Source organism: Chryseobacterium sp. FR054 (genome assembly GCF_056844565.1).
The window spans coordinates 54844-73726 of sequence record NZ_JBXDSA010000007.1 but is presented as its reverse complement, the minus strand read 5'-3'; the positions used below and the strand labels follow the sequence as shown (position 1 = coordinate 73726).

General features: G+C 38.4%; 18 protein-coding genes. 14 read left to right on the top strand and 4 right to left on the bottom strand.

Annotation, left to right across the window (positions count from 1 at the left end; translation table 11 throughout):
* From rfbC to AC106S_RS22450, 5 genes are all read left to right on the top strand, one after another.
* Window positions 1–546 (top strand): dTDP-4-dehydrorhamnose 3,5-epimerase, encoded by a 546-nt coding sequence (gene rfbC / locus AC106S_RS22470; RefSeq protein WP_482442090.1) that lies wholly within the window; start codon window positions 1–3, stop codon window positions 544–546.
* A gap of 95 nt (window positions 547–641) precedes the next feature.
* Window positions 642–1943, top strand: a complete 1302-nt coding sequence (gene rimO, locus AC106S_RS22465) for a 30S ribosomal protein S12 methylthiotransferase RimO (protein WP_482442089.1) — start codon at window positions 642–644, stop codon at window positions 1941–1943.
* Window positions 1944–2312: 369 nt separating this feature from the next.
* Window positions 2313–2954 (top strand): hypothetical protein, encoded by a 642-nt coding sequence (locus AC106S_RS22460; protein WP_482442088.1) that lies wholly within the window; start codon window positions 2313–2315, stop codon window positions 2952–2954.
* 22 nt (window positions 2955–2976) lie between these two features.
* Window positions 2977–3708: a hypothetical protein gene (locus AC106S_RS22455; protein ID WP_482442086.1), complete on the top strand. Its 732-nt coding sequence runs from the start codon at window positions 2977–2979 to the stop codon at window positions 3706–3708.
* 1264 nt (window positions 3709–4972) lie between these two features.
* Window positions 4973–5344, top strand: coding sequence for a septal ring lytic transglycosylase RlpA family protein (locus AC106S_RS22450; protein WP_482442084.1), 372 nt, complete (start codon window positions 4973–4975; stop codon window positions 5342–5344).
* Between the two features lie 65 nt (window positions 5345–5409).
* Here AC106S_RS22450 and AC106S_RS22445 read toward each other — a convergent pair whose 3' ends face one another.
* From AC106S_RS22445 to AC106S_RS22430, 4 genes are all read right to left on the bottom strand, one after another.
* Window positions 5410–6174: an exodeoxyribonuclease III gene (locus tag AC106S_RS22445; RefSeq protein ID WP_482442083.1), complete on the bottom strand. Its 765-nt coding sequence runs from the start codon at window positions 6172–6174 to the stop codon at window positions 5410–5412.
* A gap of 82 nt (window positions 6175–6256) precedes the next feature.
* Window positions 6257–6940 carry a hypothetical protein gene (locus AC106S_RS22440; protein WP_482442081.1) on the bottom strand — a complete coding sequence of 228 codons (684 nt, stop codon included), beginning with the start codon at window positions 6938–6940 and terminating at the stop codon, window positions 6257–6259.
* 110 nt (window positions 6941–7050) lie between these two features.
* Window positions 7051–8595, bottom strand: coding sequence for a T9SS response regulator signal transducer PorX (porX, locus tag AC106S_RS22435; protein WP_482442079.1), 1545 nt, complete (start codon window positions 8593–8595; stop codon window positions 7051–7053).
* A 132-nt stretch (window positions 8596–8727) separates the two neighbouring features.
* Window positions 8728–10371, bottom strand: coding sequence for a S41 family peptidase (locus AC106S_RS22430; protein ID WP_482442077.1), 1644 nt, complete (start codon window positions 10369–10371; stop codon window positions 8728–8730).
* A gap of 238 nt (window positions 10372–10609) precedes the next feature.
* Between AC106S_RS22430 and AC106S_RS22425 the strand changes: the two genes are divergently transcribed.
* The 9 genes from AC106S_RS22425 to AC106S_RS22385 all read left to right on the top strand — a co-directional run bounded on the left by AC106S_RS22425 (window position 10610) and on the right by AC106S_RS22385 (window position 18788).
* Window positions 10610–11836 carry an HD domain-containing protein gene (locus tag AC106S_RS22425; RefSeq protein WP_482442075.1) on the top strand — a complete coding sequence of 409 codons (1227 nt, stop codon included), beginning with the start codon at window positions 10610–10612 and terminating at the stop codon, window positions 11834–11836.
* A gap of 72 nt (window positions 11837–11908) precedes the next feature.
* Entirely contained in the window at window positions 11909–12940 is a 1032-nt protein-coding gene (gene lpxD / locus AC106S_RS22420) for a UDP-3-O-(3-hydroxymyristoyl)glucosamine N-acyltransferase (RefSeq protein WP_482442073.1), read from the top strand.
* Complete coding sequence (locus AC106S_RS22415) at window positions 12933–14330, top strand: bifunctional UDP-3-O-[3-hydroxymyristoyl] N-acetylglucosamine deacetylase/3-hydroxyacyl-ACP dehydratase (RefSeq protein WP_482442071.1); 1398 nt, start codon at window positions 12933–12935, stop codon at window positions 14328–14330. Before lpxD ends, AC106S_RS22415 begins: the two co-directional genes overlap by 8 nt.
* A complete protein-coding gene (gene lpxA, locus AC106S_RS22410; RefSeq protein WP_062701872.1) occupies window positions 14331–15125 on the top strand; it encodes an acyl-ACP--UDP-N-acetylglucosamine O-acyltransferase in 795 nt (264 codons plus the stop codon). It abuts the gene before it with no gap.
* A 27-nt stretch (window positions 15126–15152) separates the two neighbouring features.
* The gene (locus tag AC106S_RS22405) at window positions 15153–15518 is read left to right on the top strand and encodes a hypothetical protein (protein ID WP_482442069.1); all 366 of its coding nucleotides are present in this window, start codon (window positions 15153–15155) and stop codon (window positions 15516–15518) included.
* A 17-nt stretch (window positions 15519–15535) separates the two neighbouring features.
* Complete coding sequence (gene efp / locus AC106S_RS22400; protein WP_482442068.1) at window positions 15536–16099, top strand: elongation factor P; 564 nt, start codon at window positions 15536–15538, stop codon at window positions 16097–16099.
* Between the two features lie 131 nt (window positions 16100–16230).
* On the top strand, window positions 16231–17133 hold the full coding sequence (locus AC106S_RS22395) for a UDP-3-O-(3-hydroxymyristoyl)glucosamine N-acyltransferase (RefSeq protein ID WP_482442067.1): 903 nt from the start codon (window positions 16231–16233) through the stop codon (window positions 17131–17133).
* Between the two features lie 91 nt (window positions 17134–17224).
* Window positions 17225–18097: a succinate--CoA ligase subunit alpha gene (sucD, locus tag AC106S_RS22390; RefSeq protein WP_047378735.1), complete on the top strand. Its 873-nt coding sequence runs from the start codon at window positions 17225–17227 to the stop codon at window positions 18095–18097.
* A 22-nt stretch (window positions 18098–18119) separates the two neighbouring features.
* On the top strand, window positions 18120–18788 hold the full coding sequence (locus AC106S_RS22385) for a porin family protein (protein WP_482442065.1): 669 nt from the start codon (window positions 18120–18122) through the stop codon (window positions 18786–18788).
* Window positions 18789–18883: the final 95 nt, after the last annotated feature.

Below are 18883 nucleotides of genomic sequence, written 5' to 3'. Positions count from 1 at the left end.
ATGAAAATAAAAGAAACTCCCTTAAAAGATTGTTACATTATTGAACCTACGGTTTTTGAAGACGAAAGAGGCTATTTCTTTGAAAAATATAACGAAAAAAGATTTGAAGAACTGACGGGAATGAACGGTCATTTTGTTCAGGATAATATTTCAAAATCTTCTTATGGAGTACTGAGAGGTCTGCATTTGCAGAAAGGAGAACATGCCCAGGCTAAACTGGTATCCTGCCTTGAAGGAAAAGTTTTTGATGTAGCCGTGGATCTTCGCAGGGAATCCCCTACATTCGGGAAGTGGTTCGGAATAGAGCTTACCCCTGAAAATAAACTTCAGCTGTATGTTCCGAGAGGCTTTGCCCACGGTTTCTCGGTATTAAGCGAAACCGCCATCTTTTCTTACAAATGTGATAATTTCTATCATAAAGAATCGGAAGGAAGTGTCATCTGGAACGATCCGGAACTGAATATCGACTGGAAATTACCTTCAGATGCAGTACAGCTTTCTGAAAAAGATAAAACTTTACCACTGTTCGCGGAAGGTAACTTCTAGATATAGTATTGAAAACCATCTCTGTGAGGTGGTTTTTATTTTTTAATCCATACTCTTTTAATATTTCGTATCTTTGCACACTCAAAATCAAAAAGATGCGCACAAAATCTGTAGGGAAGAAGAAAATCAATGTCGTTACACTTGGATGTTCCAAGAATGTATATGATTCTGAAGTTTTAATGAGCCAGCTGAAAGCCAACGGGAAAGAAGTGGTACATGAAGACCGCGGAGATATCGTGGTGATCAACACATGTGGGTTTATCGATAATGCAAAAGAAGAATCCATCAATACCATTCTTGATTATGTGGAGGCCAAAAACAGAGGAGAAGTAGAAAAGGTTTTTGTGACAGGGTGTCTTTCCGAAAGATACAAACCGGATCTGGTAAGGGAAATTCCTGATGTAGACCAGTATTTCGGAACAAGGGATCTTCCTGTACTGCTTAAGCATCTTGGAGCAGATTACAAACATGAGCTGGTAGGAGAGAGGCTTACCACCACTCCGAAACATTACGCTTACCTTAAAATTTCAGAAGGTTGTGACAGGCCGTGTTCATTCTGTGCCATTCCTCTGATGAGGGGCGGCCACGTTTCCACACCGATAGAAAAACTCGTGACAGAAGCTCAGAAACTGGCTAAAAAAGGAACGAAAGAACTGATTCTTATTGCTCAGGATCTTACCTATTACGGTCTGGATATCTACAAAAAACGGGCACTGGGGGATCTTCTGAAAGAACTCGTGAAAGTAGAAGGTATCGAATGGATCCGTCTGCATTATGCTTTCCCTAGCGGATTCCCGGAAGATGTACTGGATATTATCCGTGAAGAGCCTAAAGTATGCAACTATATAGATATTCCTCTTCAGCATATCAATTCCGATCTTTTAAAATCCATGAAAAGAGGAACCACCCACGAGAAAACCGATGCTCTTTTGGCAAAATTCAGAGAAAAAGTTCCGGATATGGCCATCAGAACCACTTTAATTGTAGGGTATCCGGGAGAAACCGAAGAAAGATTCCAGGAGCTGAAAGATTGGGTTAAAGAGCAGAAATTCGACAGATTAGGCTGCTTCACCTATTCCCATGAAGAAAATACCGGAGCTTATGTGCTGGAAGATGATATTCCGCAGGAAGTAAAAGAAGCCCGCGTTGAAGAAATCATGGAACTGCAGTCGCAGATTTCCTGGGAAAAAAACCAGGAAAAAGTAGGAAAAACTTTCCGATGTATTTTTGACAGAAAAGAAGGTAATTATTTCATTGGAAGAACAGAATATGATTCACCTGATGTAGACAATACAGTTCTGGTACCTGCAGAAGAAACCTACATTTCCATTGGAGAATTTGCTATGGTAAAAATAACTTCGGCAGAAGAGTTTGATCTTTATGGTGAATTAATTTAATCAATTCTTACAGAAAAATTTAAAAAATTAATAAATCGTTCAATAAATTACAGGATTAATAAAATTTAACACACCTGAATTTATACTTAATTTTTGTAATTTATTGATTGTTATACTGTTGTGTTGGTTTTGAATAGGTGTAGTCTATTTTTTTTCTATAAAATGTATAAATTATAAAATTATATCTTAAATTTGCACAATAAGCAATGTTTTAAAATCAAATGCTTTCATACGGCAACCCATGATATAGGTTAATAAACAGTGAGTTATCAGGTGTTTTGTAATCTGAAATTTGGGCGCAAGTTGGGATACATTTTCCATTTGGAAATATTGATGAAAAAATAATGTAATTAAAATCTTTAAAAACTTATGAAAAAATTTTTATTAACAGCGACAATGCTCGTTTGCCTTTCGGCATTTTCCCAAGCACAGCAAGGACGTGTAGGTATTAATACTACCGCACCTGCGTCAACACTGGATGTAGTAGCCAATACTACCGATAATGCAAGACCTGACGCTTTACTCGTTCCCCGAATGACTGCTGCGGAGCTGACTTCGAAAGATGATACAGCAGGTACTTACGGTTCGGCTCAAAACGGAGCAATTGTTTACATTACTTCCGGAACAGGATCTGGTGCGAGAAAAGCAAAAATTACCGGTCCGGGATTCTATTATTTCGATGCTACTATTCCTGCTTCCCCTGAATGGAAGCCTATCGGTGGTGGAGCTGTTGTCCCGACAGGTAGAACAGTGAGAACTCAGACAGGTTCTGCAATCTCTGATGCTGACTTAGGTAATGCTATTGTAGTAACCAGCAATACTACATTTGATCTTTCTACCCTTACAAAGACAAATGGAAAAAGTATTATGTTTATCAATGCTGTGTCTGATGGCACCGGATTTAGTGTAACCGGAATCCATTCTACATCTGCAGGAGCTCCTCTTGGTAACGGAGTTGCTATGGAGTATATTTGTGATGGAACTAACTGGTATAGCTTAAATTCATTATAATTAATTTAAATAAGGACACATTATGAAACTATATATTAAAACGATCTTGTTCTCAGCAGTGGTTGCATCTGCAAGTTCTTTTGCTCAGATTAAATCCAATAACGTAATAAGCAATACGATTCCGGGACAATCTGCATTCCTTGATGCATCTGCCCCATTGTTTAACGGCTCTACAAGTAACGGTAAAGGAATTGTTTTCCCAAGAACAAACCTTACCACTTTTGTATTTACTACCCAAACAACAAATGCAGGAGTTTTCCCTACTGCTTATGATGGTATGATTGTATTTAACTCTACTGCCGGTAATACACCTGCTACCGGTTCCGGTGTAGGAGGACAGGCTGTTACCCCTGGATATTATTATTTCTCTAATCCTACGGGGGGGGCAGCTAATGGATATGCTACCTCAACAGGAAGATGGCTTCCAATAGGAGAGTCTTCTAAAGTAAATATTACAAGTGCTGAAACTTTAACTAATACTTCAATTGCTTCAGCTCCCATATATGCAAGAAAAGGTACGTTTAATGCCAGTGGATCATCAACAGCGCCAACTTTCCCTTCAGGAGCTATTGTAATTCCTTCTAGCGGAAGTTTATACAGAATAACTATTTTCCAGGCAGGAACCAATAACGTTTATGCAAACAGCGTTTTTTCTTATGACAAAGCTACCGGAAACTTCATTACAGGATCTCCTAGTATTTCTGTAGTATATCCTTCAGGAAATTATGATTATATTGTAGAGTACACAAAATAATCAGCATTAATAAATATATAAAACCAGTGAGATTCCTCACTGGTTTTTTATTTTTGTAAGAAGATCAACCTTCCGGATCTGTATTCACACTCTTAATCGGTATAATTTTTGAAAGTCTGCGGGAAATAATTTTAACTGTAACATCAAAGAAATCTCCATTATTTGCCTGATTTGCGAGAGTATATGATGTGCAGAATATATTCAACAGAGGTGGGCTTTTGTCCGCCTGAATAATAAAATAAAATCCACCGGCTTTAGCCAAAGCTTATACAGTAAATCTGTAAAATCTGAGAAAAATTCGTGCATACCCGTAGCAATGATTTCTTTTCAATCATAAACCGAAGGTTCAACGAAGTCAGCAGGCACAAAAGTTTTCAGCCACTTTAATAATCTTTAAGTTAAATACTTTTTCAAATAGCTTTCTAAAAGTCCATAATTTTATTTACCAAAGAAATATGTACCATTTGTCTGGCCTTCGGGAATATATGATGTGCAGAATATATTCAACAGAGGTGAAACTTTAGTCCGCCTGAAATAATAAAAAAACAATCCGCCGGCTTTAGCCGGAATATATCAGTAAACCTATAAAATCAACGGGAAAACAGGAATTATTGCATGGTACGGCTAATCTTTCTGAAATCATTCTTTAAACCCGGCGAAAAGTAAGTACATTGTAACCGTGATGGGATAATTTAATGCTTTATAGGATTCGGGGTCAGTTTAAATGGAATTGATGAATGACTGAGCCGGTTGTCATTCTGGTACTAATTTTGATACCTAAATCAAATATATTCCTGAAAAAGAATCGGATAGGTAAAACTGAAGGTTTTTAACCTGTTAAATTTCTATACGGGTCGGCCGGAAAAATTTTATTTTTTAAAGCTTTTCTTGCTCTGATTCCCTTTTCTAAAGCTATTTAGTACAGGGTATAAGTAACTTACCGGTGGGCAGAAAATTTAACATTATCATCTTCACAAGTCAATGTAAATTTTTATTTTACTTTTTTGATGATTTTTTAATGTGTTGATTTACAGTATTTTATATTTTGTTGTTTTTGAAATTATGCACAAATTAGTTAATTAAATTAACGTTTTGCTATTTTTTTTAACACTTTTTAACGATGTTCTTTAAAACACCTAATAATAGGAAGTTACAGTGGTTGTTAACATAATATTTGGTTTTAATTAACGGTTTTTAACAAATCGCTTATGGACTTTAAAAGATTCCTGATACTTTTGCTCCGTCAAAACCAATAAAATTCAAAATGATGAAAAGATTCATTCTCGTAATCATAATGATGATTTCAACCTTAGGAATTTATTCATTTACGAATAATACCTTAGATGCGAAAAAAACAAGTTATGCATCGTACTACCACGATAAATTTAATGGTAGAAAAACAGCCAGCGGAGAGATCTTTGATAATTCAAAGTTTACTGCGGCAAACAGAACGCTTCCTTTTGGCACCAATGTTAGAGTGACCAATCTGAACAATGGAAAACAGGTGATAGTGAAGATCAATGATAGAGGACCTTTCCATGCATCAAGAGCCTTAGATATTTCTAAAGCTGCGTTCGATGAAATCGGAGATACCGATCACGGTACTATTCCGGTGGAATATGAAATTGTCGATTAAATTTATGATTTAAATTAAGAAAGCCAGCTGATTCAGCTGGCTTTTTGTATATCGTTATTACCATTTTACACATCAAGCTCCAGAAGAGCAGGGCAGTGGTCCGAGTGTACAGCTTCTTTTAAAATAACCGCCCGGGAAAGTTTGTCTTTCAGGGAATAGGTAGCGAAATTATAATCCAGTCTCCATCCTTTATTATTGGCTCTTGCATTCTGCCTGTAACTCCACCATGTGTAATTATCCGGCTCATTATTGAAAAACCTGAAACTGTCTATAAGCTCACACTCATCAATAAAACTGGTCATCCATTCTCTTTCCATAGGAAGAAAGCCGGAAACATTCTTTAAGCGAACCGGATCGTGAATATCAATTGCCTGGTGACAGATATTAAAATCCCCTGAAATAATGAGATTAGGAATGGTCTTTTTCAATTCTTTGATATAAGCCAGAAAATCGTGGCAAAACTGCATTTTGAAATCCAGCCTTTCAATATTGCTGGCAGAAGGTACATAAACGGAAATAACAGAGTAACCGTCAAAATCTGCACGGATGATTCTGCCTTCATTATCATAGCTTTCTATTCCACATCCGTATTCCACATGGGAAGGTTCTGTTTTGGAAGCAATACCAACTCCGCTGTAACCTTTTCTTACTGCTGAATGCCAGTAACTGTGATAACCCAGCTTTTCAAGACTTTCAATATCAATCTGATCGTTTCCGGCTTTGCTTTCCTGAATGCAGATGATATCGGGATCAGCGGTTTTCAGCCAGCCCAGAAAATCCTTAGTAAATGCGGCTCTTATTCCGTTGACGTTGTATGTAATTAATTTCATATTTAGATTGTACTCTTTATAAGTTAATGATTATAAATCGTTTTGAATTTAAATTAATAATAGAAGATTTATTAGCCAGTTTTTAAGAGCCGTAAAAATAAATAAAGAGCATAATAAGGCAAAATAAAACAAGAAATAAAATCCATTTTCCAAAAGAATTTGTTTCTACGAAAAGATTGCTTTTTTTCTGCGGAACAGGATGTTTTCCATTAAGAAATTCATTTTCGTATTGAATCAGTTCAGGTTTGTTTCCAAGCATTTGTTTTACCTTTTTCCAATCCCGGTCATTGGGATAAACGACTTTTTCGGGATGATTTCCTTCTTTTATCTTAACGATAATATTCCCATTGGTGTTGGTCATTTTTATACTGATATCAGAAAATCTTTCGATTGATTCCTGGTTGAAAATAGTTTCTTTCTTCTGGATGCTTTCCACAAAGTTTTTGGCATCTCGCAAACCCATTCCGGTGTTGTCGATAACCAGTTTTATGGCTTCTAATTTTTTGTTTTGATGTAGAAGTGTGCTCAGTTCTTCTCCGATATTATTTTCAGATATTTCGTCTTTAAAAAGACTAGCTTTGTTATCAAAAGTTTTAGTAAAAGGAAATTTGCTGATGTTTTCTACGATATCTTTGGATTCTTTGAGACTTAATCCTGTTTTGTCCTTTACTAATTTTATTGCGGAAATAATTTCGTTTCTCTGTATCAATTCCTGTACTGATGTGAGAATATTGTGATTTTGTAATAAAATTTCGTAACTGGTCATTTTGCGAATATTATTTTGGTAATTTACAAAATATAAAAAATGAGGGCGGAAAAAAATCATTCGATTTTTTTCCGCCCTCAGACCCAAAATTAAATAAACTATGAAAAAAACTATTTGGGTTCTAAAATGCTGATCGGAATAATACACTCTTCAAGTGAAATCCCGCCATGCTGGTAGGTTTCTTTATAATAATTCACAAAGTGATTATAATTCTTAGGATAAGCCAGGAAAATATTGTTTTTGGCAAAAATGTACTTCGAACTTAAATTTCCTTTGGGAAGGAATAGCTTTTCCGGATTAGTGATAGCCCACACGTCACTGTCGTCATACGTTAAACTCTTTCCGGTTTTGTAACGGATGTTGGTAGAGGTTTCCCGGTCTCCCACCACCTTACTCGGTTTCTTTACATAAACAGTTCCGTGGTCAGTAGTAATCACCAGTTTATAACCGTTTTCAGCGGCTGCTTTAATGATTTTCAGCAGAGAGGAATTCTCAAACCAGTTATAGGTAAGGGATCTGAATGTTTTATCATCACGGATCAGCTGGTCTACAATATGATTGTCTGTTTTGGCGTGCGAAAGAATATCAATGAAATTATAAACGATTACCAGAAGGTCATTGTTTTTATGCTGGTTGAAATCATCGTAGATCTTTCTTTCAAAATCGGCGTTCAGAACTTTAAGATACTTCATCGATTTAGAACCCAGCCCGACACGCTTCATCTGGTCTTCAAGGAAATCACGCTCAAATTCGTTTTTATTCCCTTCCTCATTATCATTGAACCACTTATCAGGAAAACGTTTTTCAATCTCCGACGGCATCAGTCCCGCGAAAAATGAATTTCTTGCATATTGGGTGGCAGTAGGAAGAATACTGTAATAATAATCTTCTGATACCTTATTGTAATATTTTGTAAAAAGAGGTTCAATAACCTTCCACTGGTCATAGCGGAGATTGTCTACCATGAGCAGCAATACCTTTTCCTTCTCTACTTCAGGCTTTACTTTTTCTTTGAAAAGCGTATGGCTCATAATCGGCTTGTCCGGATCGGTAAGCCAGCCTGTGTAATTGTTTTCAATAAACTTTGCAAACTGAATGTTGGCTTCTTCTTTCTGAGACTGCAGAAGATCGGCAAACTCGTTATCCGTAACTTTATCGAACTTGATTTCCCAGCTCAGGATCTTTTTATAATACTCTGCCCAGTCCTGGTAGGTTCTCAGATAGGAAAGTTCCATAGAAAGGTTTCTGAATTCCTGCTGGTACTGTAAAATGGTTTTCTGCTCCACCAGATTGTCCTGCTGAAGGTTCTTTTTTAATGACAGCAGAATCTGATTGGGATTTACCGGTTTCAGAATATAATCTGCAATCTGAGACCCGATAGCCTCTTCCATAATATGTTCCTCTTCACTTTTGGTCACCATAACGATCTTCAGAGCATTGTCTTTCTCCTTGATCATAGGAATAGCTTCCAGTCCGGAAATTCCGGGCATATTTTCATCAATTAACGTTAAAGCGAATTTTTCTGAATCCATAAGTTCCAGAGCCTCATTTACATTATTAACAGGCGTTACCTGATAACCTTTCTTTTCTAAAAATACGATATGGGGCTTTAGTAAATCTATTTCATCATCTATCCATAATATCTTTTCCGACATAATTTATTTTTTACATGATTATTGTATCAAAATGTTGACCAAATCCTTTTAAAATTTTCCAAAAACAAAAGATTAAAAGTTAAATATTAGTTAAATGAAAATAACGCCGGTAACGTCCGGTTTCCTTCCAGCCTAACGTCCGGTTCTTATATATTCCAGAGCCCTTTCCAGCACTTCATCTCTTCCTTCCTGAATCCCTTTTACCGTAGGTTTTATGATGATTTCAGGTACGATGCCTATCCTCTGGGTTTCTCTTCCGTCAGGATAATAGGCTCCCAGCCCCGAAAAACAGGTGTCCAGCCCGGCAATTTTAAACATGATAACATCTCCGTTGGCTCCTGACGTATTGCTTCCGATCACTTTTGCCTTCGGATGCTGCTTCAACATCATCACTGTGGTCTCGGCCTGGCTTTGGGTATTTTCATCTACTAAAACTACGACATTTCCTTTATAATAATCAGAATTTTTTTTGCCAATGCTGTTGACCGCCGTATAAAACTTTCCCGGGTAGTCTGTTTCAGGAAAATTGAACCGGCAATAAGGTGTTCTTTTGGGCAGAATCATCCGGCTTAAGGGGATAATGGTCTGTTTCGGATAATTTCTGAGGTCAAAAATAATGGAAGAACCGGTTTTCAGTTCTCGGTACATCTCATCAAGATCTTTTTTTTCGATGGTGCCCATATGTACATATCCTGTTTTCTTATCCGGATCCAGAAACTTCCATTTTTCCGGAACATCGGGCTTTTCCTGGATTATATCTTTGAAGAGGTAGGTTTTTGCAGCGATCTCCATATTTTGTCCGTTTCTTTCAATTTTAATCCGGATGGAATCTTTATTGCTGAAAAGAAAAACATTTCTTATTTTGGTGATTTTGCCCCAGGAATTGGATGCCGGAATATATTTTCCGAAACTATTGATCATCTGTGGAATCGTCATCCCGTTAACATCATAGATCACATCACCAGGCTTCAGGGGAACTTCTTCATGAAAAGAATTCTGACTGATCTTCGTTACGACCAGCTTCCCTTCTGCATATCTGTATTGTACAGGGATCTTTTTTCTTCCGTGTAAATTCGCAGTAATCAGCGGTGAAAATAAAAAAGCATGGGAATCATCAGCTTTTGTAACGAGTTCCGCAAGGGTGAGATGGTAGTCAGTGTCATTATTTACCCGGATCAGTTTGGGAATCATTTCCGTTAAAACATCATTCCAGTTCTGGTCGGTCTCATATTTATAAGGAAAAAAGTATTCCACAAAATTCCAGTATCTGAAAAGTTCCAGCAGGCTCACCTGTTTTGAAGTATATTCCGATCCGTAAGAATTCTCATGTCTGAAGAATCCTTTTCTCCCGTACCGACCTATATAATGATTGCTTCCGGTATTCCGGTTGTTTTCAATAAAAGCCAGTTGCAGGCTTACCTGTTCATTAAAAATGACAGAGTTTCTGATCCAGCTTAAATCGAAATTTTTGAGAAAATAGGTTTTTCCCTTTCCTGTTTTCATACATTCCCGGCATTCATCAACCTTTCCGAGACTGTTAATCCAGTTAAAATACAGCTGGTTCAGCTGGGCTTTATTCTGAACGGTTTCCAGCTCATCTATTTTTTCGAGCAACTGCCGGTCCCAGTCGAAACTGCCTTTCGCAACATGAGGATGATAGTATTTTAAAAATCCCCATACCCGGCAGAGCGATTCCAGTTTTTGAGTTTCAGATAACATCTGTGCAGAAAAGAAATGTGCTGTAAAAAGCAGGATGAAAAACAGATGTTTTCTCATGAAAGACTAATAGATTATTAAACTATAAAGATAATTGTTAACAACAACAGATACAAAAGTTTTTTTGACACTTAATCATTTTTTAAGTGTAATGTTTTATTTAAAAAGCTTTTAATGTAATTGGTAGAATTTATTCAATAGAGGTGGACTTTAGTCAGCCAAAAAGGTTTTTAATGCTGAATTAATGATACCTAAAAATTAAAATCCCTAACTTTGTTTACTAATATCGACGTTTCCAATGCAGAACAAGCTTAAAATCATCAACGATCCGGTTCACGGCTTCATCAAAATCCCTTACGAAATCTTATTTGACGTTATTGAACATCCCTATTTTCAGAGACTGAGAAGGATCGGGCAGACCGGGCTTCTGAATCTGATCTTTCCGGGAGCTACCCATACAAGATTTCACCATGCATTGGGAGCGATGCACCTGATGTTTACAGCTTTGGAAACACTGAAACAGAAAGGAGTGGAAATCTCAGATGAAGAAGAAAAAGGTGCGATGCTGGCTATTCTGATGCATGATATTGGCCACGGTCCGTTTTCCCATGCGCTGGAAAGTATGCTGATGGACGACTGGCATCACGAGAAACTGTCACTGTTGCTGATGAATAAACTGAATGAAGTGTTCAACGGGCAGCTATCGGTTGCAATTGAAATGTTCCGGGGAAAATATCACAGAAAATTTTTCAATCAGCTGATTTCATCCCAACTGGATGTAGACCGTCTTGATTATCTGAAAAGGGACAGCTTTTTTACAGGAGTTTCCGAAGGAAATATTAATACCCAAAGGATCATTTCTATGATGAACGTCTGTGGTGAAGGTGAATTGGTAATTGATGCAAAAGGCGTTTATTCCATTGAAAACTTTCTCACGGCAAGAATGTTCATGTACTGGCAGGTGTATTATCATAAAACGTCGGCTTTGGCGGAATTCCTTTTGGTGAAGATTCTGGAGCGCGCCAAATATCTGGTTTCACAAGGTGTGGAACTCCCGGCAGGTGAAAATCTGAAGTACTTTCTTTACCGTGGAAAAAGTTCAGCAACAGATGAAGATATTTACAGATTCACGCAGCTTGATGACAATGATGTGATCCAGGCAATGAAACTGTGGCAGGATTCCGATGATTTTATCCTTTCATACTGGTGTAAATGTGTAACCCAGAGAAACCTCCCGAAAACCATTATCTCATCTCATCCGTTTGAACAGAAATTCATTGAGGAAAAAGTGAAAAATACCAATGAATTTTTCGGAATTGATAATGGAAAAGAACTGGTACATGAAATTAAACGGAAATTACTGCCTTATGATACCGAAAAACAGCCTATTTATCTGCTCCAGAAAAACGGAAAAAAAATACGGCTGGAAGAATCCCAGGATCAGCTTTTATCAGGCCTGATGGTACATAAGACTACCCGGTATATTTTAAACTTCCCAAGAGATATTTCACAAATAATTTCATAAATATTATTAAAATTCACGTTCAGAAAACCAAAAAATGTTTGCGAATTACAGAATTTCTTATCTTTGCAGAATATGGAATTTACAGCTTCGCAAATTGCAAGTTTTATCGACGGAAAAATAATAGGCGACGAAAGCGCGGTTATTACAGGGGTTTCACCAATAGAAAACGGGGAATCGGGACATCTTTCTTTTATAGCACAAGATCGGTTTTCTCATTTCTTGGATACCTCAAAATGTTCCGTTATCATTGTTTCGGAAAAGCTTTTGGCTGACAATACTTATAATCCTACCCTGATCGTGGTAAAGGATGCTTATCTGTCTTTTCAGATCCTGATGAACCTGTACCAGGAAATGCAGGGACGAAAAGAGGGAATTGAAAACGGTTCCTCTATCCACAATACTGCTGTAATTGGAGACAAAGCCTATATCGGGGCATTTACCTATGTTTCGGAAAAAGCAAAAATAGGTGAAGGTTCACAGATCTATCCGCACGTATATATCGGTAAGGGGGTGAAAATCGGTAAAAACTGTAAAATAGACAGTGGTGCCAGAATTTATGACTACTGTATTATCGGCGATAACTGTGTGATTCATTCCAATACGGTAATCGGAGGAGACGGATTCGGTTTTCAGCCGACACCGGAAGGGTTTAAAAAGATACCTCAGCTGGGGAATGTAATTATTGAAGATGATGTGGAGATTGGTTCAAACTGCAGTATAGACAGGGCAACTATCGGTTCTACCATCATCGGAAAAGGAACAAAGATCGACAATCTTATCCAGATTGCCCATAATGTGAAGATCGGTCAGAACAATGTGATTGCAGCTCAGGCGGGTATTGCAGGATCTACAACTATTGGAGACTGGAACCAGATCGGAGGACAGGTTGGCATTGTAGGCCATATCAAAATCGGAAATCAGGTTAAAATTCAGGCCCAGAGCGGGGTGAACTCCAGTGTTAATGATAAAGAAACATTATACGGATCTCCGGCGATCAGTTATAATGACTACCTTAGAAACTATGTTCATTTCAGAAATTTCACTGAAATTGTAAAGAGAATAAATAATCTTGAGAATACCTCAAAAGATAATACTAATGAGTGATATGCAAAAAACACTCCGGGAAGAAGTAACCCTTTCCGGAATTGGTCTTCATACAGGTAAAGAAGTAAAACTTACCATTAAGCCTGCCAAAGAAAATACAGGTTTTGTTTTTGTGAGAACAGATCTGGAGGGGCACCCTCAGGTTGAAGCTGATGTTAATTATGTTGTGGCAACAGAAAGAGGAACAACATTAGAAAAATTAGGTGTTAAAATTACAACCTGCGAACACCTGCTGGCAGCTTTGGTAGGATGTGATATAGACAATGCCATTATGGAAATGGATGCTTCCGAGCCGCCTATTCTGGACGGATCTTCAAAATTCTTTGTGGAAGCGATTGAAAGTGTAGGTGTGACAGAGCAGAGTGTCGCAAGAGAATATCTGGTGATCAAAGAAGTACTGAGCTATGCAGATCCAGCGTCCGGGTCAGAAATTACCATTATTCCTTCAGATACTTATGAAGTGACAACTATGGTAGATTTTGGAACCAAAGTACTGGGAACCCAGAATGCTACCCTTAAAAATATTTCAGAATTCAAAGACGAGATCTCTTCTGCAAGAACGTTCAGCTTCCTGCATGAGCTGGAAATGCTTCTCGATCACGGGCTGATCAGAGGCGGAGATATCTCCAACGCTATTGTATACGTAGACAAAGATCTTACTCCTGAAACCACAGAAAAACTGAAAAAAGCCTTCGGTAAAGACAATGTGTCTATCAGACCGAACGGTATTCTTGATAACCTTACCCTGAATTATCCTAACGAGGCCGCGAGACACAAATTGCTTGATGTAATTGGAGACCTTGCTTTAGCCGGAGTAAAAATCAAAGGAAAGGTAATTGCCAACAAACCGGGACATTACGTAAATACCCAGTTTGCCAAAAAACTGAACCGCCAGTGGAAACTTCAGAAAAAGAAAAATGTTCCTGATTTTGACCTGACCAAAGAACCTGTTTTCGATATCAACGGAATCATGAAGCTTATGCCGCACAGACCTCCGTTCCTACTGATCGATAAGGTCCTTGAGCTTTCAGATTCTCATGTTGTAGGATTGAAAAATGTGACGATGAACGAACCGTTCTTCGTAGGGCATTTCCCTAAAGAGCCTGTAATGCCGGGCGTTCTTCAGGTAGAAGCCTTAGCACAGACAGGAGGTATCCTTGTACTGGCTAGCGTTCCGGATCCCGAAAATTACTCTACCTATTTCATTAAAATTGATAAAGTGAAATTCAAGAGAAAAGTAGTTCCGGGAGATACTATTATTTTCAAAATTGAATTGATAGAACCTATCAGAAGAGGTATCGTTCATATGCAGGGGTACGGATATGTAGGAGATACAGTGGCAGTAGAAGCAGAGCTTATGGCTCAAGTTGCAAAAAATAAAGTTGATTAAATGATCCATCAATTAGCAGCCGTAGATAAACGTGCAAAAATCAGCAAAAATGTTATTGTAGAGCCTTTTACTACAATTGCAGGGGACGTGGAAATCGGAGAAGGAACCTGGATTGGTCCTAATGTAACCATCATGGATGGAGCAAGAATAGGGAAGAATTGCAGAATTTTTCCCGGGACGGTAATCTCCGCGATCCCCCAGGATCTGAAATTTGATGGTGAAGATACACAGGTAATCATAGGAGATGATACCACAATCCGGGAATGTGTGACTGTAAACAGAGGGACAAAAGCCTTAGGATACACTAAGATAGGAGCAAATTGCCTTATTATGGCTACCTCCCATATCGCACACGACTGTGTGATCGGGGATCACGTCATCATTGTAAACGGTTGCGGTATTGCAGGACATGTTGAAATCGGAGATTATACGGTAATGGGAGGTTTATCGGCTGTACACCAATTTGGTAAAATCGGGAAACATGTGATGATTTCCGGTGGTACTCTCGTAAGAAAAGACATCCCTCCTTATGTAAAAGTAGCAAGGGAACCTATGTCTTATGCAGGTATCAACTCTGTGGGACTTAGAAGAAGAGGATTTACCAATGAAAAAATCTTTGAAATTCAGAAAATATACAGAGCTATTTTTCAGATGAAAATGAACGTTTCCCAGGCCATTTCCCATATTGAAAAAGAAATGCTTCCGACAGCCGAAAGAGACGAAATTCTTCAGTTTATCCAAAACTCTCCGAGAGGAATTGTAAAAGGATACGGAACCGGTAAAGAAAGCAGCTAAAATAAAACAATAAAATCCCGCACACTTATGAAAAATTTATTTTTAGCACTATCCTTTTTGTTCTCAGCTATCATAGCCGGGCAGCAAACTGAACCGTCCAATTCTAAGAAGCAGACAATAGAGAAAAGCTATACACTGCAGAATGACAGTATTGCTAAAAATAATGTCAATAATACTTTGCGGAAAATCATGAAGAAAGAATCATTCTTTAAAAAACATGAGAACAATTCAGAGATTCAGAATAATGTGGATCAGCTGAACCGGTATAACGCAATGTTTAACAATCCAACCAATAGTTTACATATTTCGCCGACTGGCAAAGTTGTAGGCAGGTTAGGCCAGCAGCTGGTAGACAATATTCATGTACGGGTACTTACTTTTAAAACAAAATAAAGAATAATATATTATTAATGGCAACAAGTAACGATATCAGAAAAGGGCTTTGCATTGAGTACAGCAATGATATTTATAAAGTAATTGAATTTCTTCACGTAAAACCGGGAAAAGGACCCGCTTTCGTAAGAACAAAACTAAAGTCGGTAACCAACGGTAAAGTAATTGATAATACTTTCTCTGCGGGACACAAAATTGAAGAAGTAAAAGTAATCACCAGAAAGTTCCAGTATCTTTATGATGATGAAAACGGATTCCACTTCATGAACAATGACGATTTCTCTCAATTATACCTGAACAAGGAAATGATTGAAAACTCCCAGTTTATGAAAGCAGGTGAAGAAGTGACGATCATTCTGAAAGAAGTTGATGAAACCCCTCTTTCCGCTGAACTTCCACAGTCGGTATATCTGGATGTTATAGAAGCTGATCCGGGAGTAAAAGGAAATACAGCTACCAACGCCCTTAAAAATGCAATCGTTGAAACAGGAGCTAGAGTAATGGTTCCGTTATTCATCGAGCCGGGTGACAAAATTAAGGTAAGCACAGAAGACGGTTCTTATCTGGAAAGAGTTAAATAATAAAATTTACAAGATTCGGTTTGCACTTGCATTCCGAATTTTGCTTTATAAGAAAACTTGAAGAGTCCCGAAGGGACGATTTATAAAAGAACCGGATAAAATCCGGTTCAAATAATAAAATCTATTCTTTTATGAGATTCCATTCTCCACAGAAACTTAAAACTATCGCAGATTTAATAGGTTCAAAATTCATTGGGCCGGAAGACTTTGAAGTTTTAGGAACCAACGAAATTCACAGAGTAAAACCGGGAGACATTGTTTTTGTGAACCATCCTAAATATTACGATAAAGCCCTGAATTCGGCCGCTACCATCATTCTGATCGATAAAGAAGTGGAATGCCCGGAAGGAAAGGCTCTTTTGGTGTCGGATGATCCTTTCAGAGACTTTAATAAGATCAACACCCACTTTACCCGGATATACAACTTTACAGAGCAGCTTCATGATGCCGAAATAGGGGAGGGAACAAAGATCCACCCCTCAGCAGTCATCGGAAATAATGTAAAGATCGGTAAAAACGTACTTATATTCCCGAATGTGGTTATAGGAGACAGAACCGTAATCGGCGACAACGTAATCATTCAGTCCAATACCGTATTGGGAGGAGATGCCTTCTATTACAGAAAACTGAATGGTAATTTCGACCGTCTGATCTCCGTAGGAAATGTGATTATTGAAAACAATGTGGAAATCGGAAATGGATGTACCATCGACCGCGGAGTTACGGATTCCACAATTATAGGTGAAGGATCGGTTCTGGATAACCAGATTCAGATAGGGCATGATACCGTGATCGGAAAAAGATGTCTTATCGCTTCACAGGCAGGAGTGGCCGGCTGCTGTATCATCGGTGATGAGGTTACACTTTGGGGTCAGGTGGGCATTGCTTCCGGCAATACCATCGAAAGCGGATCCGTCCTGCTAGGCAAGACCGGAGTAAACCGGGACCTTAAAAAAGGAACCTATATCGGGATGTTCGCAGAAGATTTTAAAGGCTACCTCAAAAAAGAAGTAAAACTGAGAAATCTCAAATAAACAATTCCGAAGGTTTTATCCAAAATCAAAGAAATTTAAGTAAATTTGTGAGCATTAATAAAATATTTAAATAAATTAAAACAACAATAAAATGTCAATTTTAGTAAACAAAGATTCTAAAGTAATTGTACAAGGATTTACAGGGAACGAAGGTACTTTCCACGCTGGTCAGATGATTGAATACGGAACAAACGTTGTAGGTGGTGTTACTCCGGGAAAAGGAGGAAGCGAGCACTTAGGAAAGCCGGTATTCAATACAGTAGCTGATGCTGTTGAAAAAGCAGGTGCCAACGTAAGTATCATTTTCGTACCGCCTGCATTTGCTGCCGATGCAATTATGGAAGCTGCTGAAGCAGGTATCAAAGTAATCGTATGTATTACTGAAGGTATCCCCGTAGCAGATATGGTAAAAGTAAAATCTTATATCGCTGACAGAGACTGCAGATTAATCGGTCCGAACTGTCCGGGAATCATTACTTCTGAAGAAGCTAAAATTGGTATCATGCCGGGATTCGTTTTCAAAAAAGGTAAAGTAGGTATCGTTTCAAAATCAGGTACCCTTACCTATGAAGCAGCTGATCAGGTAGTAAGAGCCGGATACGGGATCTCTACTGCTATCGGTATCGGTGGTGACCCGATCATCGGAACTACAACCAGAGAAGCTCTTGAACTATTCATCAACGACCCTGAAACTGAAGCAGTCGTAATGATTGGTGAAATCGGTGGTGGTCTTGAAGCAGAAGCGGCAAGATGGTACAAAGCAAGCGGATCTAACAAACCGGTTGTAGGATTTATCGCAGGACAGACTGCTCCTAAAGGAAGAACAATGGGACACGCCGGTGCTATCGTAGGCGGTGCTGAAGATACAGCTCAGGCTAAAATGGAAATCATGAGAGAAAACGGAATCAACGTTGTAGATTCTCCTGCTGACATCGGTGCCACTGTTGCAAAAATCCTTGGATAATAAGCTACAAAACCAATACAATATGAAAAAACTTTTATTAGCCTCAGCATTGGCTGTTTCTACCCTTTCTTTTGCCCAGATCGATTTTGGAAGCACAAGATTCGGGGTCACTGCCGGAGGTAATTATTCCCGTGTAAGGAATGCCCATAACCCTTCCGGTGCCAGATATACATTTCAGGGCGGAGCTTTGGCTCTCATCCCGATCGGAAAGGCCAACCAGTTCTTTTTACAGCCGGAAGTAACGTACTATGGTGCAGGAGAAACCGGAAAAGATAAAGATGCTAAAGGAAAAGACGGTTATGATGCGGTATACGCCAACAATTACCTGAGCGTACCGGTCTATTTCAAAGGATACTTTTCAGAAGCTGAATCGGAATTCTTCGGAATGATTGGTCCAAGATTTAACTTTCTCTTAAACCAGAACGTTAAAAATGCACCGGTAAGCAGACCTTACTATGATCCGGATGTAACAGATCCTCTTTACCCGGCAGTAAGCGGAAAAGCGTCAAGCTTCAATTTCGCTCTGGGATTGGGAATCGGTTACAGCTACAAGAGACAGCTTGAACTGACCCTGAAATACGACTTAGGTCTTTCAGATACCTATCCTGACCTTGCCAAAGAAAAAGGAGGTACCAGCAAAAAGAAATCTGAACAGGTTCTGGGCATAAGCTTAAGCTATATCTTCAAATAGAATAATTATTATTCATCATAAAAAAACTCCCGGACTTTTCCGGGAGTTTTTATTTCGATATAAGAAGTTTGGTTAATTCATCTTTTTTATTATTC